Here is a 23,264-nt window from a genome sequence, read left to right on the forward strand (position 1 = left end):
CCTATCTCAAACCATCGTCGCCCTTTGCTGTCTCATGGGTCAATCCACCAATCCTTGGCAATGGTCTGCCACCTGTCGCCAAAGCAACGGCGATGACAATTTCATCTGCATGGGGTGCGTCCGTGCAGTGCAACTCCATCGCATCGAAATGCGAACGCACATAGGCCGCGTCCTTGTGGCCCAACGGCACGTCAATCGTCTGACCCGGGGCGGCCATCTTTTTGGATGATGGAACCAGTGCCTTGCCGCCACCCATAACGTTGCGCATGGGCGCTCCCAGCCGCGGGTGCAAAAGAGCAGCTGCGTGTTCCAGTTCACCGTTTTCGCCCACTGCTGCAGCCTTGCCGAAACTTTGGACAACAGATGGCTCGCAGCCCAGTGCTTCGATTCCGCGCCGGGTCAAAAGATCGCCGAGCTCTGCGCCAATGGTCATCAATTCGTCGAGATCCGCAACAAACCGCCCCGCATATGGATTTGCGATGACTGCCGCAGACATGACGCGCCTGACAGGTGGTGAAATCTCCTGGCCCATTTCGAGCCGGAGTTCTTCCTCAGCGGTCATGAGTTTGCGGATCCTGGCGATCATCTAAGGCCGTCCTCTCCCTTTATTTCGGATGCCTTCAGGCCACCAACGCGAGCGTGGATACGTGATCCGGTCGTCATCACTAGAACCAAGAGTATTTCATCAGCCTTTGGAGCGTCGTTAAGGCCGACTTCCATGGCGTCGAAGTGGGAGCGAACGTAGGACGCATTGCAATGCGTGATCGGCACATCCAATCGTGTGCCGGGTCCGCCAATTTTCTTGGTGGAGGGAACGATGGCCGCCGAGGAAGGCAGGATTTCGCGCATGGAATAGCCGCCTGGCACGTGCCAGAGTGCTCCGTGCTCCAGTTCCCCAGCTGCGCCGACGATTGCGCCCTTGCCATATCCTTCAACCACGCTGGCGTCACCACCGAGTGCCTGGACAAGAACCCTCGCCATTTCAATGCCGAGGGGCTTTAGATCATCCATGAAGCCTTCGATGTCGGCGACATACTGACCGGAGAAGGGGTTCTTGATCACGACAAGTGCGGCCGCCCGGCGCAGAGGCTGCTCCGCGACGGGGCCGCCTTCGTGGAAGATCTCTTCCACAATCATCGCCTTTTTGCGAACGATTGGTTCAGGCATGGGCTAGGTTCCTCGAAATTTCTGATTGTTGTGTTTGTGCACTTGAGACCCGGCGTTCACCGGCCAGCGAAAGATAGGCAGCCTTGATTACCCCAGAGCGGCGAAGGCTGTCAGCCTTGGCGAGGCCTGCGCCCAGCGCCTCAAGTGTTTCGGCAGGAGAAAGGCTCCCAACGTCTATCGTCACAAGCCGGTCAGCAAGATCGCTGTCAGGCGACAGCGAGTTTGCTGGCGCACGGCGTACCTTTGAAGACTTGGGCAGATCAACTGCATTGGCAATCATGGTTGCTGCCGCATCCGCAGCAGCGGCAGAACCCGCCAGAACGGTGACCGCATCGGCAATTCCGAGTGAATGAGACCGCCCGCGCCAACCGCTTGTGGCGATGCCACCGACCTCATCGCCGTGCTGAATGTCAATCACGCCGCCTGCCGTCCCGGTTACCGGATCGTCGCAGATTCCGATGCGAAAGCTGTCTTCTTCCAGATGCAGCGCAATGTCACCGCCATTGTTGACATAGGCTCGCGTTAGATTGCGGCCCTTGATCAGATGCGCCAACATGTGATCGGCCACGCTTCCTGCGACTGCCGCCATCGGTGTAATGAACTCAGGTCCATAAACACGCGTGGTGTCATACATGCGCTGCGCTACCGCCCCTCTGGGCCGCGCAGCATTCGGGGATTTCAGGCCGGGCAGTTCTGCGACCAGATCTGTCAAAACCGCCCCAAATGCATCGCGGGCCTGATCAAAGGCCTGCCGAATGTCCTCGGGAGCACCGGTCACGCCAATGATCAGATCGATCGGTCCATGCTGCAAATGCAGCCTTTCACCGTCCGGCAGCAGGGCGGCCGCGGGCCACCATGACGCTTTTTGATCTGAATGTTGGCGGGGCGCGCTCATGGGTTGGCTTTTCTCCAGGGATAATTGTCCGACCCGGCAGGCCATGGGTTCCCTGACGAAGACGTCACGGCTCTGCGACCTTTCAGAAGGTGATCATTCTGGCGGCCTGTCTTGCCCTCGACAGCCTCTGCGAGTGGAACCACGTAATCCATATGACCGCCCAAGGCACGATAGTCATCTGCGCGCATTGTGAACTCAAGAGGTGCAACAAGCGCTGGCGTTGGAACATAGCCGAAAGCGTTTTGAGGCAGGCGGGTAACATCAGCCATAAAGGTGATTCCACCGCCCGGCCAGGTGTAGACGGGCGCTCCACCGCAACTGACGTAAGTCAGGGAATTCTGGACTGAACGGGTTAGGCCCACCGGATGTTCTGTAACGCCGGAACGCAATGATCCACCTGCGCCGGCCATAAACAGAACCGAAGTCAGGGCGGGTTCGCAATTCTCTTCAATCCGGCGCACCGAGGGAAGGAGCCGCTCTGGCATCTCCTGCTGAACCGGAAGCAGCTCGTCGTCGAGTTCGAAATAGGCGGCATGTTCGCCAGTGGTCGAGACCATAAGGATCGACAGGCCCGGGCGCGCGGTTTTGGCGTCGAACTTGCTGATAATGGCAAGCGGATCGGTCAGATTGGTACCGCCCCAACCGGTCCCAGGTTCGGCCACCTGGAAATAGCGCCCTGGCGTAGAACGGCGGCCGTTGATCTTGATCCCGGTTGGCTCCCAGCCGATGACTTTACCAGCCTGGTGCTCAGACATGACGCCAGTGATATGATCATCAACCACGACCACTTCGTCGACGAGGCCCTTCCACTGGGCGGCGAACATGCCAACCGTTGCGGAGCCACAGCCAACCCGCATTCGTTCTTCCAGCGCGCCGTTGATCGTAGGTGCCTTGCCTGCCTGAACTGTCAGCTCTGCGCCACCATCGATCGTCAGGTCAGCGGTTTCGCCATTGCAGAGCGCAAGCATGGTCGAGCAGGTGAGCCTGCCTTCCTTTTTTGACCCGCCGGTCAGATGATGTACTCCGCCCAGCGACAGCATCTGGCTGCCATACTCGGACGTGGTGACATGACCGATGACCTCGCCCGCAGAGCGGACGAGCGCGCATTCGTCGCCCAGATGCCGGTCGGTGTCGATTTTCAGTTTTACACCGCAGTAGCTGAAAATCCCTTCGGTGACGACGGTCACCATGTCCACACCGTCGACTTCCGAGGCCACTATAAAGGGCGCTGGCTTGTAGTCGGGATAGGTTGTTCCCGCGCCGATGGCGGTCACGAAGGTCTCAGGGCCTGCGACTATGTCGCCATTCCATTCCCGCTCCAGGAACGGCACGACATTGGTGTCGGTGTTTTCGCGGTTCTCGAGAATGGTCAGAGGATCCAGACGGATCAGATTGCCGTTGTCGTTGGCGTAGCGATCACAGGCTCCAGAGCGTCCCTCGGCGATGTAGCACATCACCGGACACGCGTCGCAGCGGATCTTTTCGGGCTTGCCATCGGTTGCAGTCAACGTCCGAGCTCCTCATATGCTGATTGCGCATCAGCAATTGTTAGTATGCAAACATGTTTAGCGAAAATCTGTCAACTTGGTTGGCGTATCAGTTTCGCTGAATTGATATGCAGGCTTGGTGAATTTCCATGCATCGAAACAGCCCACGCGGGCGTTAGTCGACAAATGCACGTTCAACGACAAATTCGCCGGGCTTGTTGTTCGCGCCTTCGGTCAGCCCGTGTTTGATGCATAGTTCCTTGGTGTCGCGCAGCATCGCCATAGAGCCACATATCATGGCGCGGTCCTCCTCAGGCCCCATGCGTGCCAACCCGAGATCATCGAACAGCTTGCCCGAGGAAATCAGGTCGGTGACCCGGCCCTGGCGGTCAAAATCTTCGCGAGTCACCGTGGTGTAGTGGAACAGGTGGCCGTCTACCATCTCGCCAATCAAGGGGTCGTTCCTGAGAGAGGCAACAAGATCCTCGCCGTATTTCAACTCTGCCACTGTACGGCAGCCGTGAACCAAAACGATGGTCTCGAACTTTTCGTAGGTATCCGGATCGCGGATCAGGCTCGCAAAGGGTGCGAGGCCGGTGCCCGTCGAGAACATCCAGACCCGCTTTCCAGGCAGAAGGGCGTCATTTACCAGCGTGCCCGTCGGCTTTTTGCGCATCAGCACAGTGTCGCCGGGCTGAATCTTCTGAAGATGTTCGGTCAAGGGTCCGTCCGGCACCTTGATGGAGTAAAACTCGATCTCTTCGTCCCATGACGGACTTGCAACCGAATAGGCGCGGAAGACCGGCTTATCTGCATTCGGCAGACCGATCATGACGAATTCGCCAGAGCGGAATCTGAACTCCTGAGGTCGAGTGATGCGGAACCGGAACAGGCTGTCCGTATAGTGCTGGACCTCTGTTACAGTCAGACCGAAGCAGCCTTTTGGCATGTCGAACGGAGAGGGCGAACCGCCCAGGATAAGGGGTTCAATGGCAGTCGTGTCCGACATTCTGGTCTCCTTCGTGAAATCCCGAATGAGGTTACGCTGGCAGAAAAGTCGTTAGTATACAAATGAAAAATGCGGCGTGATGATAATTTGATATGCATGGCGTAAATTTACGCAAGTCACCGAACAGGGGCTGCTTGACAGTGGCGTCAAATTGGCTTCAACTTCGTTAGTATGCAAATGAAATGCATTGAGGACGCCGATGCAATTCCACCGACCTGAAACTTTGGATGATGCGCTTTCGCTTTTGAGCGGAGAGGGTGCGCGGCTGCTTGCTGGTGGCACAGATTTCTATCCTTCATTGATGGACGCACCCGCGTCCGGACCAATCCTGGACTTGCGCCAAGTGGCAGCGCTGCGCGGAATACGGCGTGAAGGCGATGTTTGGCGCATAGGCGCGACGACGACTTGGCGCGAGATCGCCAAAGCGGATCTGCCACCTCTGTTCGACGGTTTGAAACAGGCTGCCAGAGAAGTTGGATCGCTCCAGATTCAAAACGCGGGGACGATTGCAGGCAATCTTTGCAATGCATCTCCTGCCGCCGACGGTGTTCCGCCGCTTCTGACACTTGATGCTTCGGTCGAGATTGCGGGGCCTCACGGTCTTCGCCAGTTGCCGCTCTGTGATTTTATCACCGGCGTGCGCCGAACTGCTCTGGCCTCTGACGAGATTGTCACGGCGATCCTAGTGCCAAACCGAACCTCTGCGACCTCCAGCTTTTTGAAACTGGGAGCGCGCCGGTACCTGGTGATTTCGATCACTATGGTGGCGGCGCAAATCTCAATTGATGAAAGCGGTGTCATTTCGGATGTGCGTCTTGCCGTTGGAGCATGTTCTGCAGTCGCTCAGCGCTTGCCGGACATCGAAGCACTGCTCATCGGAGTCGTTCCAGGTGACGACGAGATCAGGGCACGGATTGGCGGTGCTGAACTTCTCGGTCTGGCGCCGTTGAGTGATGTGCGCGGCAGCGCTGACTACCGGCTCGAAGCAGCTCGCGAGCTGATTGTCCGGGCAATTCTTTTGGCTGCTCAAGGGCAGGAGGGATAACCATGGCTCTTTTAGATGTTGATGACTTGCCCGGAATTTCCTTTCAGCTGAATGGGTACGCGGTGACCCTTCAGGCGCCGCCGGCTGAGCGGTTGTCGAGCGCATTGAGGGAGCGCGCGGGCGCGCGGGACGTCAAGGTCGGCTGTAATGCGGGTGACTGCGGTGCCTGTACGGTGCTGGTGGATGGTCTGGCTGTCTGCGCCTGTACGACCGCCGTTGGCCAGGTCGCGGGCGGGACTGTTGAGACCCTGTCGGGTCTGGTCGAAGCAGATCCTCATGCGAAGGCGCTGGTGAGTTCGTTTCAGAAATACCAGGCCGCTCAATGCGGGATTTGCACTCCGGGCATGATGGTTTCCGCGGTTGCCTTGCTGCGCGAAGACGAGGCGCCGGATGAGGCCGAAGTCCAAGATGCGCTTGGTGGTGTGCTTTGCCGGTGCACGGGCTATCGCAAGATCATCGATGCCGTAATGGACGCGGGTGTTACCGGGCTGCCCGAAAGTGGCGGCGTCGGCACGGCTATGGCGCGGATTGACGGCCTTGCGAAGGTCACCGGCCGCGAATTGTTTGGCGATGATGTTGCCCCGGCGGACGCCTTGGCGCTGCGTGTCATTCGCTCGCCCCATCACCGCGCAGGGTTCAGCTTCGGTGATTTGGAAGGCTTCAAGATAAAACACGGTCTCGACCTTATCCTGACATCCGCAGATGTGCCTGGAGAGAATGTTTTCGGTGTTATCCCGGGTTTCGAGGATCAACCGATGTTCGCGCAAGACGAAGCCAGGTTTCGCGGCGAGGCCATCGCCGCGGTGGTCGGTGATTCAGAGCTCGTCAACGCGATTGACTTGACCGATTTCCCTGTGACCTGGTCGCCGCTGGCCGAAGCGCTCGTTCCAGCAGATGCCGTCTCCATCGATGATCTTCACGAGCGTCGGGATGGCAACATCATGTGCCGTGGTTTCGTGCGTAGAGGCGAACCCGAAGAGGCTCTTCGAGATGCTTCGGTGGTCGTTGAAGGTGATTTTTCGACCGGTTTCATTGAACATGGCTATATCGAGCCGGAGGCTGCCTTCGCTGAACGCGTCGGGGACCGTTTGGAAGTCCATTGCTGCACCCAGGCACCCTATATGAACAGGGATGGCCTTGCCCGGCTTCTCGGTCTGCCGACGTCATCGATCCGGATTGTGCCAACGGCGACGGGCGGGGGCTTTGGATCGAAACTGGATCTCACCACCCAGCCGTATGTTGCGCTCGCATCCTGGAAGCTGAACAAACCAGTGCGGGTGACTTACACGCGGACTGAGTCCCTGGCATCCACCACCAAGCGCCACCCATCTGAAATCAAAATGAGAATTGGTGCAGATTCAGATGGAAATATCGTAGGCGCGGTGTTCGACGGCGTGTTCAACACTGGCGCCTATGCAAGCTGGGGTCCTACGGTCGCGAACCGGGTCCCTATTCATGCGTCCGGTCCTTACAGGACGCCGAATTACGTTGCTCGCAGCGCCGGGGTTCATACCAATTGTCCTCCTTCTGGTGCGTTCCGAGGTTTTGGCGTTCCGCAATCTGCCCTGGCGCAGGAGCCGCTCTACGATGATCTGGCGAATGCACTTGGTATCGATCGCCTCGAATTCCGGCGCAAGAACGCCTTGCGCAACAGCGACTCAACGGTGACCGGCCAAGTCTTTGAGACGGGAATGGGGATCGTTGAGTGTTTCGAAAGTCTCGAGCCGCATTGGCGCCGTGCACTTGAAGATATCGCGGAATTTAATGCCTCCAGCACATCTGTGAAGAGAGGCGCTGGCATAGCGGGGGGATGGTATGGCTGTGGCAACACGTCCATGTCGAACCCGTCGACAATCAGAGCCGGCGTCACGGCTGATGGACGTGTGGTTCTGCATCAGGGCGCGGTTGATATCGGCCAGGGTTCTAATACGGTTATCTCGCAGATTTTTGCGACCGCCCTTGGTATCTCCATCGACAAGATAGAGATTGTTGGTGCCGACACGGATCTGACACCGGACGCGGGCAAAACCTCCGCGAGCCGTCAGACTTTCATTACAGGTAATGCTGCCCGGCTCTGCGGGGATAGCCTGCGCGCCAAGATCCTGCGTTTGGGCAATGTCTCCGATGCGGCGCAAATCGATATCCTCGATGACGCAATTCACCTTCGCGAGGAGGGTGAGCAAAGGGTGGTTGCGCTTTCTGAGCTGGGCGGCGGAGAGTACGTTGTCGAGGCCACCGAAAGCTATGACCCGCCAACGCTGCCTCTTGATGAAAATGGTCAGGGCGATCCCTACGCTGTTTTCGGAACGACCGCCCAGATGGCGGAAGTCGAGGTTGATCTGGCGCTCGGGACAGTGAAACTGCTCAAGATCACCGCTGCTCATGATGTCGGCAAAGCCATCAATCCGCTTCTTGTTGAGGGGCAGGTACATGGAGGTGTCGCGCAGGGCATTGGGCTGGCCATGATGGAGCAGTTTTTGCCCGGACGGACGGAAAACCTGCATGACTATCTGATCCCGACCATCGGCGATGTGCCTCCGATCGAGACCATCATCATCGAAAGCGGCGATGCCCACGGACCCTATGGGGCCAAGGGGCTTGGGGAACATTGTCTGATCCCCACGGCTCCGGCGATCCTGAATGCGATCAAGCATGCGACCGGTGCGCGGGTCAGCGATTTACCGGCAACGCCGGACAAGGTTCGCGCCGCCATCCGGTCTCTTGAGGCCAAGTGATGCCTGCACCTACTTCTTTCGTGCATAGCTATAAAACAGTCAGCGAGACGTGATTTCCATGAATGCTCCCCATTCCGGCCCAGTTGTTTCGGAAACCGCCGCCGCGGCAGACAGTCTGGTGGCAGGTGTCGATGTGGGCGGTACCTTTACCGACCTGGTGTTGTTTGATGCCGGCGCGCGAAAGGTCCGTCTCGCCAAGACGCCGACCACGCTGGACAATCAGGCTTCAGGCGTTTTGAACGCGCTACACGCTGCCGAGGCGGACCTCGCAGCCATAGATCTGATCGTCCATGGGACGACGACGACCACGAACGCGGTTCTTGAACGGAATCTCTGCAAAACCGGGCTGATCACGACGCAGGGCTTCCGGGATGTTCTGGAGCTTGGCCGGCGCACACGGCCGCAGCCCTATGGAATGAAAGGCGAATTCAAGCCGGTCATCCCGAGAGATTTGAGATTGGAAGTGCCGGAAAGGTTCAATGCTCTTGGCGAAGAGCTCGTGCCACTCGACGAAAAGGCTCTGCGAGCTGCTTTGCAGACGCTGATTGACGCCGGCTGCGAGGCGTTGGTGATTCACTTCCTGCATTCTTATGCAAATCCGGGGCATGAGCTTCGCGCTGGAGAAATCGCTGCAGAGATGTGGCCGAATGAAAACATCACGCTTGGCCATGCGCTTTTGTCTGAAAGCCGCGAATTCGAGCGCGGCGTGACGGCGGCGATCAATGCCTCGGTTCAGCCGCTCTTGCGCCGCTATGTCGAGCGGTTGGCTGACCAGTTGGCCGGCGAAGGCTACCGACATGACGTGCTGGTGATGAACGGTAATGGTGGCATGGTTTCGGCCCGGCGGGTCGCGATTGAAGCCGCCAAGACGGTGATGTCCGGCCCGGCGTCCGGTGTTATGGCTGCTGCCTATACCGGGCGGCGCGCGGGCATCCCAAACCTTCTCACCTATGACATGGGCGGAACATCGACGGACGTGGCGCTCATACGCGATGCGGAACCGGCGGTCTCCAATGAGATCGAGATCGAATATGCCATGCCGATCCATGTGCCCATGGTTGACGTGCGCACGGTTGGTGCAGGCGGTGGATCTATTGCGCGTGTTACCGATGCCGGTCTTCTTCAAGTCGGGCCAGAGAGCGCCGGATCGTCTCCTGGGCCGATCTGCTATGGCCGAGGCGGAACACAGCCGACGATTTCAGACGCCAATCTGCTGCTTGGCCGTATGAACCCTGACAAGCTAAACTCTGTGGCGAACAAGATCTCCCTGAAAGACATTGAAGTGATCTTTGCCGAGACGCTAGGCCAGCCGCTCAAGGTTTCAGCGATTGAAGCTGCATCTGCGGTTCTGCGGATCGCCAATGCCAGAATGGCCGACGCTGTCCGTATGGTTTCGGTCAGCCTTGGTGAAGACCCGAGAGACTTTGCGCTCTTTGCCTTTGGCGGCGCTGGTCCCTTGCACGCGACAGCGATTGCCCGCGAGCTGGGCGTACCTCGTGTTCTGGTTCCCTCGCGTCCAGGCATCACCAATGCCCTTGGATGCGTGGTTGCAGATCTGAGACATGACTTCGTAAATACGGTGAACAGACCGCTGGATCATGTTGATATCGAAGCCGTTCATTCGCTTTTCGATCAACAGTCTCTCGATGGAACAACCTTGATCGAAAAGGAAGCCGTGCCAATCGAGGAGGTCAAGGAGATCCGGTCTGTCGACATGCAATTCATTGGACAGACACATCTCTTGCGGGTTCCGCTGGAGCATCCGCGTCCAACGAGAGAAGAGCTGCAGCGCCTGTTTGAGGAAGCCTACTTCAATCGCTTCCACGTAGAACTTCCGGAAATCAAGGCGAGCCTTGTCAACGTAAATACCTCGGTGATTGGCCGACGGCAGGAGATCGACCTGTCCATGCTGATCGACCCTGAAGGGCGTAAAGCCTCAGTTGAAGAGGCCGTTACTGGGCATCGCCAGGTTTGGTTCGACGGATGGAGCGAAACGCCAATCTACTGGCGCGATCACCTGCCGCTGGATGCAGTGCTTCAGGGACCAGCCATCATTGAGCAGATGGACACCACGGTGGTCATCGAACCGGGCGATACTGCGTCGCAGGATCAGGATGGCAACATTATCATTACCCTAGGCAGGACCTCTCAGGGAGCAGGCGCATGAGCATTGACCCGATCACCCTCAGCGTCATTCAATCCGGGCTGCAACAGGTCTGCGACGAGATGGACCTGAGCTTTTCACGAGCTGCCTTTTCTCCCGTGATTGCGGAAGCAAACGACCGTTCGGATGGCATCTATTCGGCGGAAGACGGTTCTCTGATCGCCCAGGGCGCAGGCGGTCTGCCGGTGTTTGTCGGGACGATGCAGTACTCGACACGCACGCTGATCGAGATGATTGCTGCGGGCACCGCCGCGGCGCCCAAGCCCGGCGATATCTATATCGTCAACGATCCATACCTAGGCGGCACGCACCTGATGGATGTGCGTTTTGCGATGCCGTTCTACCGGGATGGCGAGATATATTGCTGGCTTTCCAATACGGGGCACTGGCCGGATACCGGCGGTGCCGTGCCTGGCGGCTTTTCCGCGTCGGCCACATCTGTGGAACAGGAAGGTCTGCGTCTGCCGCCGGTCCGTCTGTTCAAGGAGGGGGTGCTTGATACTGAAATCTATTCGATCATTTGCTCGAACATTCGCGTTTCTGAACAGCGCATAGGCGATGTGAAGGCTCAAGCGGCTGCCTTGCTTGTCGGGCAAGAGCGTCTCAATCGCATTCTGGATCGCTATGGCGATTATGTGGTGAGCGAGGCGATCGCCGAGCTGCGCCGTCGTGCCAGCGATCAAATGCGGGCCAACATCGCCTTGATCCCGGATGGAACCTATACATCGACCGCCTATGTGGACAGCGACGGTGTCGTGGATGAGCCGCTTGAGATCAGGCTGGCGGTTACAGCTCGTGAAGGCGAACTCACATTCGATTTCAGTGGGTCGTCCGAGCCTTGCATGGGGCCGATGAATTCCGTTCTCGCGACTACACTTTCCTCTGTCTACCTGGCGATGAGGCATATCTTCCCAGACGTGCCGATCAGCGCCGGTGCCTTTGAACCGCTGAATGTGAAGACGCCGGAAGGCACTTTTCTGGATGCCCATTATCCGCGACCTGTTTCCGGTTGCGCGGCCGAGGTCAGTCAACGGATCGCTGAGGCTGTCTTTGCAGCGCTTGTAGAGGCCTTGCCGGATCGTGTAACGGCAGCTCCTGCCGGCAGCTCAGGCAACTTCGCGCTTGGAGGTCATGACCCCGAGCGGGATCGGAACTTTGTCATGTATCAGATCTCCGGCGGTGGCTATGGCGGCAACAGCGATCATGATGGTTTGGTCAACGGCTGCTCGACCATCGGCATTTCCAAGGCGCCTCCGGTCGAGATCATGGAACAGCAGTTCCCCGTGCTCTATCACCGCTATGCCCTTCGGGAAGGTTCGGGAGGTGCAGGCAAGCAGCGCGGCGGGTTCGGCCTCGACTACGAGATTGAGCTTCTGCGCGGCCATGCAACCGCCAGCTTCGTCATGGATCACGGCCGCTTCGGGCCTCAGGGCGCACTCGGCGGAGAAGACGGCATGCCCAATTCGGTCGTCGTCTGGCAGGGGGGCAAGGCGATTGTTCCCGAGCACCTCTCCAAGGCGCAGGACATTCCCCTGAAACCTGGCGACCGCGTTCGTGTTGGCACACCGGGTGGCGGTGGCTATGGCGATCCGACGGAAAGAGATCCCAAGCTCATCGCTGAAGATGTTCGGCTCGGACGCTATAGCGCAGCACAGGCCGCAGAGCTTTTTGGTGTGTCTTCTTCCGAACTTCCAGGCGACTGAGTTGGGGTTCGTCTCACTTTCCTTGTCGGCGAGGAAATGAGGATCACGGCCTGAGCCAGGTAACGTCGAGAGTAGCAATCAAAAAAGCCCGCTTCCTAAGGAGCGGGCTTTCTCGTTTCAACAAGTTCTTCGATGTTCAATCGGTCTTGGGACCAAGCGCGCCTGATCCGAAGGCGTTGCCAAAAGGTGAGGGGCTCTTTTTCACCGTGGTCCCGGTTTCCGTCGCTCCTGCGGCTTCCTTTTGCGCCTTGATACGCTGGCGCTGTTCCTCAAGGAGCTGCCTCTGGCGCGCGCGCTTTTCATCCAGCACCTGGTGCTTGCACACCGACGCGTCAATTTGGCTGCCTTGATAGGTCAGGAAGCCAATGGAACCGATCAGGATGGCAAAGACGCAGAGTGGATGAACAACGACCCGCAACACCGGGTTGCCATAGATCCTGGAGCGGGCCGCAGACCCGTCGCGCAGCGCCTGGCGGCGGCGTGTGTGTGCCTCATGGACCATCGCGCCAACCAGTGTGATCGCGATGATGATCACCGCGAGCGCGGACAAGGATGGATCCGTGCCGTGACGCACTTTGGAGGCGAGGGTTGTGGTGAACGTATTGCCCGAGAGGATCGTGAAGACCGTGGTGTTGTAGTTCTCAAAAGAGGCAAGGAATGTCAGAAAGGCTGCTGATCCGATCGCCGGGCTCAGGAACGGCAGCAGGATCTTGCGGAAAGCCTGACCGGGCGATGCACCCAGATCAAGAGCGGCTTCCGTCAATGTCGGATCGAAGCGTTGCAGCCGCGCCAGGAAGACAAGCATCGCGTAGGCCGAGACGAAGGTGACCTGACCGGCAAGTGTCAGGAACATGCCGTCGTAAAAGATCGAACCGTAGTCAGCTCCAACGCCCCGTCCAAGTGCGCCCCAAAAGACGATTGTCGAGATGCCGAGCACGACACCGGGAATAAGGATCGGTGTGATCAGGACCGTGTAGAGGGCGGCTCTGAGGCGTGGCCCCATTTCTGACAATGCGAGCGCACCAGCCAGGCCGATGGGCACGGAGATGAGCACCACGCCCACCCCGATGAACAGACTGTTGGCGAGGCCATTCATCAGGCGATCATTGCCGATTAGAACCGCAAACCATTCGGTCGTGAAACACTCCCAGGGTGTGATCCTGGGAAAGGACGAGGAGTTGAAGGCCGTGATCACCATGATGATCAGCGGTCCGAAAAGGAAGCTGAAGAAAAGCAGGGAGAACCCCGCCGCGATCACGCCGCCGCCAGTGCCCTTGTTCATCGGCCGATCTCCCCGATGGAAACCTTGAAGATGCGCATCATCATAGTCACGAAGCCGATGCAAACGAGGAGCAGGATCACGGCATAGGCCGATCCGCGCTGCCAATTGGCCGATTCATTGAACCACTGATAGATCAGCTGGGTGAACCAGAGGTTGGAGGGCCCGCCAAGGATCTGCGGAGCGGCCAGGGCGCCTGCAGTCAGCATGAAGACCATGGTTGCGCCTGAGGCAATGCCGGGTTTGGCGATGGGCAGGACGACGCGCCAGTGAACGCGCCACCAGCTGGCTCCCATGTCGCGAGCGGCTTCTATCTGATTGCGGTCAAGGGCCTCCACCGCGTTGAAGATCGGGAAGACCATCAGCAGGATATAGGCGTAGGTCAGACCCGAGTAGAGCGCGATATCGGCTCGAATAAAGTCAATCGGCGTATCCCACAGACCGATTTCCATGCCGATGCCGTTGATCATGCCGGTCGCGCCGAAAAGAATGCGGAAGGCGAAGGCCCTCAGGATTTCGTTGACCCAGAAGGGAACGATCAGCCCGATCACCATGAGTCGTGCTGCGACGCCGGTTGCCGAATGGGCGAGGATGTAGGCGATCGGATAGCAGATCATGATGTCGATGACGGTCACAAACACCGCAGCCACGAGCGTCTTGAACAGGATGCCGACATCCAGTGCGTTGAAGCCGCCATCATTGCCGCTGAAGAAATAGGTATAGTTCTCAAGCGTATAGACGTCGCTTGGCCCGCCGATTTCTGCGCGAGGCAGATTGAACCGAAAGGAGTAGTCCAGCATTGCGATCTGGGGCAATGCGATCAGGAAAAGCGCCCAGAAGAACACGGCGAAGCCGATGAAGCATGCGACGCCCAAGCCGTGCTTGTTCCTGAATGTGTCAAATATGGTGCGCAGAGCCAGCATGGGTCAGGCTCCCGCCAGAGCGCTGTGCGGCAGGACAATGGCGTTGGCCGGGTCGAAACCGACATGAACAGCCGTGCCGGCGAGATCTGCCGGACGTTCGCCCGTGTTGATCCGGGTGAGGCGCAGATCGATGCCATTTGCGCCCAGGAACAGAAGGCGGGCGTTGCCTTCGAATTCTGCCTTGACGGCTTGTGTCGTGAAGGCGTTCTCACCTGCGGGGTTATCTCGCAGTTCAAGCTGCTCCGGACGGATGAAAATATAGCAATTGTCGCCTGCCTTGTATTTTCTGCCGCCGGCGGCCGTCCCTTTGAGCGGACCTAGTGGTGTGTCGAGAACCACAAGTTCGCCTGTCTGCGCGGTAACCTTGCCTTCGATCGCGTTGGTTTCGCCAACGAAGGAGGCCACAAAGGCGGTCTTGGGGCGGTTGTATATGGCCTCTGGATCGCCGATTTGTTCGATCACACCTGCATTCATGACCGCAATGCGGTCGGACATGGTCAAGGCTTCGCCCTGATCGTGCGTTATGTAGATAAAAGTCAGCCCGACCCGCTGCTGGATGGTGCGCAATTCGGTGCGCATATGATGGCGCAGCTTGAGATCAAGTGCGGACAGGGGCTCATCAAGCAACAGAATATCCGGCTCAACCGCAAGCGCTCTTGCGATTGCAACGCGCTGGCGCTGACCGCCGGAGAGCTCATGGACTTTTTTCTCGCCGACGCCGGGCAAGGCGATCATATCCAGAAGTTCGTCTGCCTTCTTGCGTCTGTCTTTCTTGCCGACGCCCCTCACTTCGAGCGGAAAGGCGATGTTTTCAGCAACTGACATCAAAGGGAAAAGAGCAAGGTTTTGAAATATCAGTGCAGTTGGACGTTTGTTTGGGCCGACGCCCCTCATGTCCTTGCCACCGATGAGGACACGTCCTTCGGTCGGCTCGCTGAAACCGGAGACGCAGCGCAGCATTGTGGTCTTGCCACAGCCAGACGGCCCGAGAAAGGAGAAGAACTCGCCACCGTTGATGGTGAGATGTGCATTGTCGACCGCAGTGTAGGATCCAAAGCGGATCGAAACGTGGTCAAGCACGATATCTTTGGTGGTCATGGAGTTCTCATGCAGCTGGAGCCGTGCGGTGCGCCGGACAATCTCTGACTGAAGCCCGGGCGAAGTTCGCCCGGGTTCCGTTTCCTGTTTGCCTGGTGGGTTTAGGCAGCCAGGAACTTGTTGGTGAATTCGGAGCGTTTTTCCGAATACCAAGGTGCTTCCGCCGGCCAGGCATTGAGATTTGCCAGAGCCTCGCCCGGATAAGCGTCTGCGAAGTTCTGGGCGTAGACGTCGCCGCCGAACTCGGCCGCGCCGATGACCGGAGAGTTGTAGCCGTGGGTCTTGATGGCTTCACCGGCAAGCTTGGCGTCATAAGCTGCTTCGATGAAGGCGTAGATCTGGTCGATGTTTTTCGCACCGGTCGGCATGGACATGCCATCGACCCAGGCCATGGCGCCTTCTTTCGGTGCACGATACATGACCGGCTCGCCTGCGGACTTGAGGGCGATCGGAGGACCATCCCAAGTCTGACCGACAATAACGCCTTCGTTCAGAAGGCCGTTTTTCTGGGCATCGGCATCGTTCCAGATCAGCTTGATGTTCGGCTTCTTGGAGATGGCGATGTCGACGAGCTTGGACCAGACTTCGTCCATTTTCTCAGGCGTTTCATAAGCAGCCCACATGGAGCCTGCATCCATCTCGCCGCGGCCTTCGAGGCCAAGGCCAAGACCGAGCAACATGGAGTGGCCACGGCCCATGGTCTTGCCAGCGTTTGCTTCGTCCCAGACGTCGTAATAGCTCGGGAACTCACCTGCTGGGGTGAAAGCATCCGTGCGCCAGGCAATGCCTTCCGTGCCCCAGATGTGAGGCAGCCAAAACACGCCCTTGCCACCGAAGTTCCAATGGGTTTCACCCAGAGCCATGGCCGGGTTGACCTTGTCCAGCTGGACCTTGGACATGTCGAAAGGCTGCAGGAGGCCGAGGTCGGCCCAGAGCAGGTTGCGGTTGACGGTCGGAGACACAATGTCGAAGCCTTCGCCGTTGGTGGCTTTGAGCTTGTTGATGATCTCGTCGTTGGAGCCGATGCCGGTGAAGTTGATCTTGATGCCGGTCTTGTCGGTGAAGCCGCTTACGAAGCTTTCAGGAAGGTAATCCGACCACATCATGATGTTGATTTCGCCGGAAGACGCCAGCACGCTGTTGCTGACGATGGCCGGCATGGCAAGACCAGCGCCTGCTGCAGCTGTCGTCTTCAGGAAATCCCGCCGGGTTGCATTCATGCCCTTGGAATTTTTCATAGTATCATTCCCCTCTGTCGTCCGGTCTTCCGGACGGAAAAATCTGGAACGATGTCGGCCACAATTATGGTCTGGGTCTTGAAACGCCCACGGATCTGACAACGTCGGGAACAAAGACTATTGCGGTGCAAAATAGCCTATTAGAGCCAGAGGGATAAAACTATGGGGCCAGTCCGGTGATTTGCCTATGAATTCAGCGGTAATAGCGCGATGATTGCGCTATGTGAGATGGCTCGTTGTCGTTACGATCGGATTGGCAAAACAGCATGTTAGAAACCTATTTTGACAAACCATTCGATCCGGCACGTCGGCTTCAGCACCAGATTCAGGAGCGGTTGATCGAGGCGATACTGGCAGGTGTCTGGCCGTTGCATGATCCTCTTCCGGCAACCCGCAACCTGGCCGAAGCAATCAATGTTTCCCGAAACACGGTATCGCTCGTCTATGAGCGCCTCGCCGAGGATGGGTACCTGACACCAGTCAATCGTCGCGGGTATTTCATCAATGAGCGCACCATCCGGGAACAGCTCAATATTCGTCAGGATGCAAAGCTCAAGGCGGGCTTGCCCTCCCAGGCGAGGCCCTTCGATTTGCAGCAGCGTTTGAAGTACAGTTACGCCGGTCAGCGCAATATCAACAAGCCGTCAGATTGGCGGTCTTATGACTTTCCATTTGTCTACGGTCAGATTTTACCGGACAAGATTTCTGTCGCAAGATGGCGTGACTGCGTAAGGCTGGCCGGGACGGCGCAACATGCGCCTAGCTGGATCTCTGACCTTGTTGACGACGATGACCCCATGCTGGTGGATCAGATCATCCGCCGGATCTTGCCGCAACGGGGATTTCGTGCCGATCCGGACAGCATTCTGCTGACGGTTGGCGCCCAGAACGGGATCTATCTTGCGGCGACGCTGTTCTGTCACGAGGGCATGCGTGTCGACGTCGAGGACCCTGGGTATGTCGACGCGAGGAACATCTTTGAATCTCTTGGGGCAACATTGACAGATCATCGGGTCGATGCGAATGGCATGCGCGTGAGCGATGACCTTGAAGGCGCAAGTCTTGTCTATGTGACGCCTGGGCACCAGTCGCCGACCAGTGTGACCATGTCGATGGAGCGCAGGCTGGCACTGATCGCTGCCTCGGAGAAGCATGACTTTGTTATTCTTGAAGACAATTACGAGCACGAGCTGAACTTCGTCGGTGCGCAGAGGCCTGCGTTGAAGTGCTTCGACCGATCAGGGCGGGTCGTTCACATCGGCAGTCTGTCAAAGCCGCTCTTTCCGGGGCTACGTGCCGGCTTTATCGCTGCGAGCCCCGAGATCATCAGCGAATTGCGCGCGCTGCGCCGTTTGATGTATCGCCACCCGCCTGCGCAGGAGCAGAGGGCGCTGGCTCTGTTTCTCGCCGAGGGGCACTATGACGCCCACATCCGCCGTCAACGCAAGGTGTTGTCGCAGAAATGGAAAGCGGCGTTTCGTGCGCTCGAGCGCCAACTGCCAATGTGCGATGTCACCCAAACGACTGGCGGATCGGCGATCTGGCTGGAACTGCCGGACAAGGTTGATGCGCGCGAACTGCAGGCCAAGGCGGCAGAGCAGAGTATCCTGATTGAGCCCGGAGACGTGCATTATTTGAACGGCAAGGCCCCGGGCAATTGTATCCGCCTCGGATTTGGTGCCGTGGGTCCTGAGCAGATTGCGGAGGGATTTGAGCGTCTGGGCCAACTTGTCCGGCAGCTCGACAGGTCGACATAACGAACTGCCTGCCTGTTTGTGCTGCCGAACTCAATGTTGTTTTCAGTTTATGCAAGTTCCGCGTCACCGAGGGTCTTTTGCAGGATCGCTGTCATCTGCGTCAGGTCTTCTTCCGTTGAGACCAGCGCAGGGGCGAAGATGACCGCATCGCCCGTTGCCTTTACATGCAATCCTTCGTCAAAGAGGCGGCGCTGGACAATCGAGCCTTTTGCGCCCGGCGTTGCGCCGGGCTTCAATTGTATGCCCGACATCATGCCATAGCCTCGCAAGTCGGCGACCTGAGGCAGGTTGCGCAATGAAAACACTAGGTCCAGAAAGGTGTCTGAGAGGGCTTTGCCGCGCTCGAACAGCTGGTCGTCCTCATAGATCTTCAAGGTTGCCAATGCGGCCGCACATGCGACGGGATGGGCCGAATAGGTGTATCCGTGCATCAGCTCTGGCCGGTCGGCGGTGATAGACTGAATTACCCGATCCTGGATTTCAGTCTTGACTGCGACAGCGCTCATGGGAATTGCGCCGTTGGTCAGTGCCTTTGCCATGGTCATGACGTCAGGGGTCACGCCGAACTCCTGGCTTGCGAAGGCTGAGCCGGTCCTTCCGAAACCGGTGATGACCTCATCAAAGACCAGCAGGATGCCGTATTTGTCCGCTATCTCGCGCAGTCGCTTCAAGTAGCCAACCGGCGGTACGACGGTGCCGATGGAGCCGGCAATTGGCTCGACAAAGACGGCCGCGATGGTTTCTCCACCGTAGGTCTGGCAGATCTCTTCCAGGTCGTCCGCAAGGTGAGCGCCATCTTCGGGCTGGCCGCGCGTGTATCTCTGGTCTTCGTTCCAGGTGTGGCGCATATGGACGACGTCGCAGGTGATCCCGCCGAAATCCCGGCGGTTGCCGACCATCCCCGCGAGTGATGTGCCGCCAAGGTTTACACCGTGATAGCCCCAGGCGCGGGAGACCAGCTTGGTGCGCTGAGGGTCGCCATTTGCCTTGTGATAAGCGAGGCAAATCTTGATCGCGCTGTCGACTGCTTCCGATCCCGATGAGGCGAAGAAGATACGATCCAGGCCCTCTGGCAGCAGGTCGCTGAGTTTTTCCGCAAGTTCAAACGAGATTGGCGCAGCGCGCTGGAAATGGGGCGTATAGTCGAGCTTCTGGATCTGCTCATAGACCGCTTCGGCGATCTCGCTGCGACCATGACCGGCGGCACAGGTGAAAAGCCCGGAAGAGCCATCCAGAACGTCACGGCCCTCCGGTGTCCAATATTTCACGCCCTTTGCGCTCTCGAACATCTGGGGTTCGGCATGGAACAGGCGGTTGTTGGAAAACGGCAACCAGTGGTGATCCATGTTGATGGGCATCTGGGTCATGGCGGGTATCCTTTGAACAACACTCTTTGCCCCAGTTAGAACTCTCTGGTCTGTCGACTTTAGATCCAGAAGACAGATTCATAAGGGCCAGAACGCGTGTCGAGACTTTTGGGTATTGTCTGCATTGGCGTCGGGACTAAGGTGCGACAAACTTTGCAACCACGCAGGAGCTTCGCCATGACTGGCACTATTCTCATCACGGGCACCACATCCGGTTTTGGTGCGGCCACGGCGCGGCTCTTCGCGCAAAATGGCTGGCAGGTGATCGGGACGGGACGCCGGGCGGAGCGCTTGGACGAATTGAAGGCTGAGCTGGGTGAGAGCTTTTACGGCCTCGTCTTCGACATCACAGACGAAGACGCGACCAAGGCTGCGCTTGAAAGTCTGCCTGACGCGTTCAAGGAGATTGATGTTCTCGTCAACAACGCCGGCCTTGCGCTTGGAACAGCATCTGCACCGGAGACCAAGCTTTCGGACTGGAAGACCATGGTCGACACGAATGTCACCGGCCTTTTGACGATCACGGACCTGATGTTGCCGATGCTTATCGCGCGCAAGGGAATGATCGTGAACCTATCTTCTATTGCCGCCACCTGGCCCTATCCGGGAGGGAACGTCTATGCAGGCACCAAGGCATTCCTGCGTCAGTTTTCTCTTGGTCTGCGGTCGGACCTGCATGGCAAAGGTGTGCGCGTGACCTCGATTGAACCGGGGCTCTGCGAAAGCGAGTTCACGATGATCCGCACGGGAGGCAACAAGGAAGCTTATGACGCGCTTTATGGCGGTGCACATGCGATCCAGCCTGAAGACATCGCCAACACGATCTATTGGGTTGCGACCCAGCCCAAGCACATCAACATCAACTCGCTTGAAGTGATGCCGGTCAGCCAGTCCTGGGGTGGATGGCAAATTGCCCGCGACCCAAATTAGCGCCCACTGACCCATGGGCTGATGACAAGGTTTCGCGTCAGCCCTGGATGTTTGACAATTGTTCGCAATCTAAAACGCTCGGTTTCGTGAATTGTTGAAACTTTTGGCAAAATAGAATGGAAGCTGCACAGTTTGTGATCGTACGTTCGGGCTTGAATGCAATTCTACCCGCACCAGCTTCACCAACAAAATGGTGCTAAGCTTTGATCTTACTGCGTTAAATTGGCGCAAGTCGAGATCTGGCACAGTTATTGCTTTTATCAAACCGTGCAGCGCGCCTAGGGATCCGGTTTGTTCTTCAACTGTTAGAAGATCATGCATAGGACCGAGAGGTGCACGCCGGACATTTGATCTTAGATCACTCATAGTCTGGTGACACGGCGGGACAAAAACCCGGGAGACCACTGCACAGGTTTGCGCGCGCAGACCTTCTCCCGGATGTGCGCGAAAGCCTCTTTCAACGGCTGCCCGATGAGGCGGCCAAGACAGGAGACGCGTACAGCCATGATCCGGACTTTCGCCAAATCCCTCTGCCTTGCCGCGGCAGTCGCCATGCCGCTTGCCACGCCATCCGCCCTTGCTGCGGAAAAGACCGAGTTTTCGGTCTGCTGGTCCATTTATGTCGGCTGGATGCCCTGGGGCTATCTTCAGGACAGCGGCATCATGAAAAAATGGGCCGATAAATACGATATCTCCGTCGATATCGTCCAAATCAACGATTATGTGGAATCGATCAACCAGTACACGGCCGGTCAATATGACGGCTGCTCCATGACCAACATGGATGCGTTGTCCATTCCTGCCGGCGGTGGTGTCGACACAACGGCGCTGATCGTGGGCGACTATTCCAACGGCAACGACGGCATCATCCTGAAAGACAAGACGGAACTTGCCGAGATCAAGGGCCAGACCGTCAACCTCGTTGAGCTTTCGGTGTCTCACTATTTGCTCGCTCGTGCGCTCGATACCGTCGGGCTGAGTGAGAAAGACCTGACCGTCGTCAACACGTCCGACGCGGACATGATCGCGGCCTATGCGACGGATGATGTGACGTCGGTTGTGACCTGGAACCCGCTGCTTTCCGAAATTGAAGCGGAAGCCAATGCGACCAAGGTCTTCGACAGTGCCGGTATTCCAGGTGAGATCATCGACGTCATGATGGTCAATACCGAGACGCTTGCGGACAATCCGGCGTTCGGCAAGGCGCTCACCGGCGCCTGGTATGAGCTTATGACCCTGATGTCTTCAGACAGCGACGATGGAGCGGCTGCACGGACCGCCATGGCCGAAGCGTCTGGCACTGACTTGCCAGGTTATGACGCGCAGCTGGCGACAACCAAGATGTTCTATGCGCCTGCCGAGGCCGTCGACTTTACTGAATCCGCCGAGTTGCCGGACACAATGAAGTTCGTCGCCGAATTCCTCTTCGACAAGGGGATCCTCGGTGAGGGGGCTCCGAGCCCTGAGTTCGTCGGCGTGGCTTTCCCGGACGGATCGGTCTTCGGCGACGAGGGCAACGTCAAACTGCGGTTCGATACATCCTTCATGAAGATGGCTGCTGACGGCAGCCTCTAAGCCCATTCCATGAAACCGGTACCCGGCTTGGCGCCACAGCGCTGAGCCGGGTCAACGGAAAGGCTTTCTCATGCGGATCATCAATCTGAGACCCGGTCGGCTGACGTCTCTTGCGCTCGGCATTGTGCCTTTCGCGGGCGTGATCATTGCCTATGCGGTAGCGAGCCACTATCGACGCCTGGAAAATCCGGCAGACAAGCTGCTGCCGTCGCTGGAGAAGATGGGCGAAGCCTTCTGGCGAATGGCCTTTGTGCCGGACCGGCGCTCAGGTGATCTGCTTTTGTGGGTCGACACGATCGACAGTCTTTGGCGGCTCGGCATGGGGATCGCGATATCAACCGGCCTCGCCATCTTCCTGGGGATCGCCTTCGGCTTCATTCCGCACGTGCGCCGGTCGCTTGCGCCGTTCTTCGCCACGTTCTCGTTGATTCCGCCGATCACGGTTTTGCCAATTCTCTTTATCGTCTTCGGTCTCGGCGAAGTTGCCAAGATTGCCCTGATTGTTGTCGGCACTGCGCCTGTCATGATCCGTTCCACGGCGCAGGCGGTCATCGACATTCCACGTGAGATGATCATCAAGGCTGAGACACTTGGTGCATCTGTCTGGCAGATGATCACACGTCTTGTTCTGCCGCAGGTCCTGCCGAAGCTGGTCACTGCGATCCGGTTAGGGCTTGTTCCAGCCTGGATTTTCCTGATTTCCGCGGAGGCGATTGCCTCTACATCCGGCCTTGGTTACCGGATTTTTCTGGTGCGTCGCTACCTGGCCATGGATGTGATCCTGCCGTACGTGTTTTGGATCACGTTGCTTGCGTTTCTTCTGGACCGGCTTCTTCTCGCGCTGTCGAAACGCGCTTTCTCCTGGAACCATCTGGAAGGAGACAGCCTGTGA

The 23,264-nt window shown here is 57.9% G+C and carries 18 protein-coding genes; 8 read left to right on the plus strand and 10 right to left on the minus strand.

Annotation, left to right across the window (positions count from 1 at the left end; all coding sequences use genetic code 11):
* Nucleotide 1: 1 nt before the first annotated feature.
* The 5 genes from ABJZ52_RS19630 to ABJZ52_RS19650 all read right to left on the minus strand — a co-directional run bounded on the left by ABJZ52_RS19630 (nt 2) and on the right by ABJZ52_RS19650 (nt 4,498).
* Entirely contained in the window at nt 2-586 is a 585-nt protein-coding gene (locus tag ABJZ52_RS19630) for an amino acid synthesis family protein (protein ID WP_348189790.1), read from the minus strand.
* The gene (locus ABJZ52_RS19635) at nt 583-1,167 is read right to left on the minus strand and encodes an amino acid synthesis family protein (RefSeq protein ID WP_348189788.1); all 585 of its coding nucleotides are present in this window, start codon (nt 1,165-1,167) and stop codon (nt 583-585) included. Before ABJZ52_RS19635 ends, ABJZ52_RS19630 begins: the two co-directional genes overlap by 4 nt.
* Nucleotides 1,160-2,062, minus strand: a complete 903-nt coding sequence (locus tag ABJZ52_RS19640) for a UPF0280 family protein (RefSeq protein ID WP_348189786.1) — start codon at nt 2,060-2,062, stop codon at nt 1,160-1,162. Before ABJZ52_RS19640 ends, ABJZ52_RS19635 begins: the two co-directional genes overlap by 8 nt.
* Nucleotides 2,059-3,516 (minus strand): 6-hydroxynicotinate reductase, encoded by a 1,458-nt coding sequence (locus ABJZ52_RS19645; protein ID WP_348189907.1) that lies wholly within the window; start codon nt 3,514-3,516, stop codon nt 2,059-2,061. Before ABJZ52_RS19645 ends, ABJZ52_RS19640 begins: the two co-directional genes overlap by 4 nt.
* A 208-nt stretch (nt 3,517-3,724) precedes the next feature.
* Complete coding sequence (locus tag ABJZ52_RS19650; protein WP_348189905.1) at nt 3,725-4,498, minus strand: ferredoxin--NADP reductase; 774 nt, start codon at nt 4,496-4,498, stop codon at nt 3,725-3,727.
* Nucleotides 4,499-4,757: 259 nt separating this feature from the next.
* On the opposite strand from ABJZ52_RS19650, the gene ABJZ52_RS19655 reads away from it, so the two are divergent.
* From ABJZ52_RS19655 to ABJZ52_RS19670, 4 genes are read left to right on the plus strand one after another with little or no spacing between them, the layout of a single operon-like run.
* Entirely contained in the window at nt 4,758-5,603 is an 846-nt protein-coding gene (locus ABJZ52_RS19655; protein ID WP_348189784.1) for a xanthine dehydrogenase family protein subunit M, read from the plus strand.
* Nucleotides 5,604-5,605: 2 nt separating this feature from the next.
* Nucleotides 5,606-8,338 carry a molybdopterin cofactor-binding domain-containing protein gene (locus ABJZ52_RS19660; RefSeq protein ID WP_348189782.1) on the plus strand — a complete coding sequence of 911 codons (2,733 nt, stop codon included), beginning with the start codon at nt 5,606-5,608 and terminating at the stop codon, nt 8,336-8,338.
* Nucleotides 8,339-8,396: 58 nt separating this feature from the next.
* Complete coding sequence (locus ABJZ52_RS19665; RefSeq protein WP_348199901.1) at nt 8,397-10,505, plus strand: hydantoinase/oxoprolinase family protein; 2,109 nt, start codon at nt 8,397-8,399, stop codon at nt 10,503-10,505.
* Complete coding sequence (locus ABJZ52_RS19670) at nt 10,502-12,205, plus strand: hydantoinase B/oxoprolinase family protein (protein ID WP_348192904.1); 1,704 nt, start codon at nt 10,502-10,504, stop codon at nt 12,203-12,205. Before ABJZ52_RS19665 ends, ABJZ52_RS19670 begins: the two co-directional genes overlap by 4 nt.
* A gap of 136 nt (nt 12,206-12,341) precedes the next feature.
* On the opposite strand, the gene ABJZ52_RS19675 is transcribed toward ABJZ52_RS19670, so the two are convergent.
* The 4 genes from ABJZ52_RS19675 to ABJZ52_RS19690 form a co-directional block, all read right to left on the minus strand.
* Nucleotides 12,342-13,487: an ABC transporter permease gene (locus ABJZ52_RS19675; RefSeq protein WP_348192906.1), complete on the minus strand. Its 1,146-nt coding sequence runs from the start codon at nt 13,485-13,487 to the stop codon at nt 12,342-12,344.
* Complete coding sequence (locus ABJZ52_RS19680) at nt 13,484-14,407, minus strand: ABC transporter permease (protein ID WP_348192909.1); 924 nt, start codon at nt 14,405-14,407, stop codon at nt 13,484-13,486. The genes ABJZ52_RS19675 and ABJZ52_RS19680 overlap by 4 nt, the downstream gene beginning before the upstream one ends.
* A 3-nt stretch (nt 14,408-14,410) precedes the next feature.
* The gene (locus tag ABJZ52_RS19685) at nt 14,411-15,505 is read right to left on the minus strand and encodes an ABC transporter ATP-binding protein (protein ID WP_348192911.1); all 1,095 of its coding nucleotides are present in this window, start codon (nt 15,503-15,505) and stop codon (nt 14,411-14,413) included.
* A gap of 101 nt (nt 15,506-15,606) precedes the next feature.
* Entirely contained in the window at nt 15,607-16,743 is a 1,137-nt protein-coding gene (locus ABJZ52_RS19690; protein WP_348192914.1) for an extracellular solute-binding protein, read from the minus strand.
* A gap of 266 nt (nt 16,744-17,009) precedes the next feature.
* Between ABJZ52_RS19690 and ABJZ52_RS19695 the strand changes: the two genes are divergently transcribed.
* Complete coding sequence (locus ABJZ52_RS19695; protein ID WP_348192917.1) at nt 17,010-18,500, plus strand: PLP-dependent aminotransferase family protein; 1,491 nt, start codon at nt 17,010-17,012, stop codon at nt 18,498-18,500.
* 47 nt (nt 18,501-18,547) lie between these two features.
* Here the strand turns inward: ABJZ52_RS19695 and ABJZ52_RS19700 are convergent, their stop codons facing one another.
* Entirely contained in the window at nt 18,548-19,867 is a 1,320-nt protein-coding gene (locus ABJZ52_RS19700; protein ID WP_348192920.1) for an aminotransferase class III-fold pyridoxal phosphate-dependent enzyme, read from the minus strand.
* 177 nt (nt 19,868-20,044) lie between these two features.
* Here ABJZ52_RS19700 and ABJZ52_RS19705 point away from each other — a divergent pair, with 177 nt between their 5' ends.
* The 3 genes from ABJZ52_RS19705 to ABJZ52_RS19715 all read left to right on the plus strand — a co-directional run bounded on the left by ABJZ52_RS19705 (nt 20,045) and on the right by ABJZ52_RS19715 (nt 23,264).
* Nucleotides 20,045-20,797 carry an SDR family NAD(P)-dependent oxidoreductase gene (locus ABJZ52_RS19705; protein WP_348192923.1) on the plus strand — a complete coding sequence of 251 codons (753 nt, stop codon included), beginning with the start codon at nt 20,045-20,047 and terminating at the stop codon, nt 20,795-20,797.
* 507 nt (nt 20,798-21,304) lie between these two features.
* The gene (locus tag ABJZ52_RS19710) at nt 21,305-22,372 is read left to right on the plus strand and encodes a putative urea ABC transporter substrate-binding protein (protein ID WP_348193193.1); all 1,068 of its coding nucleotides are present in this window, start codon (nt 21,305-21,307) and stop codon (nt 22,370-22,372) included.
* Nucleotides 22,373-22,442: 70 nt separating this feature from the next.
* Complete coding sequence (locus tag ABJZ52_RS19715; protein WP_348192925.1) at nt 22,443-23,264, plus strand: ABC transporter permease subunit; 822 nt, start codon at nt 22,443-22,445, stop codon at nt 23,262-23,264.

The sequence above is a fragment of the Roseibium sp. genome (genome assembly GCF_039982295.1).
Lineage (GTDB): Bacteria > Pseudomonadota > Alphaproteobacteria > Rhizobiales > Stappiaceae > Roseibium.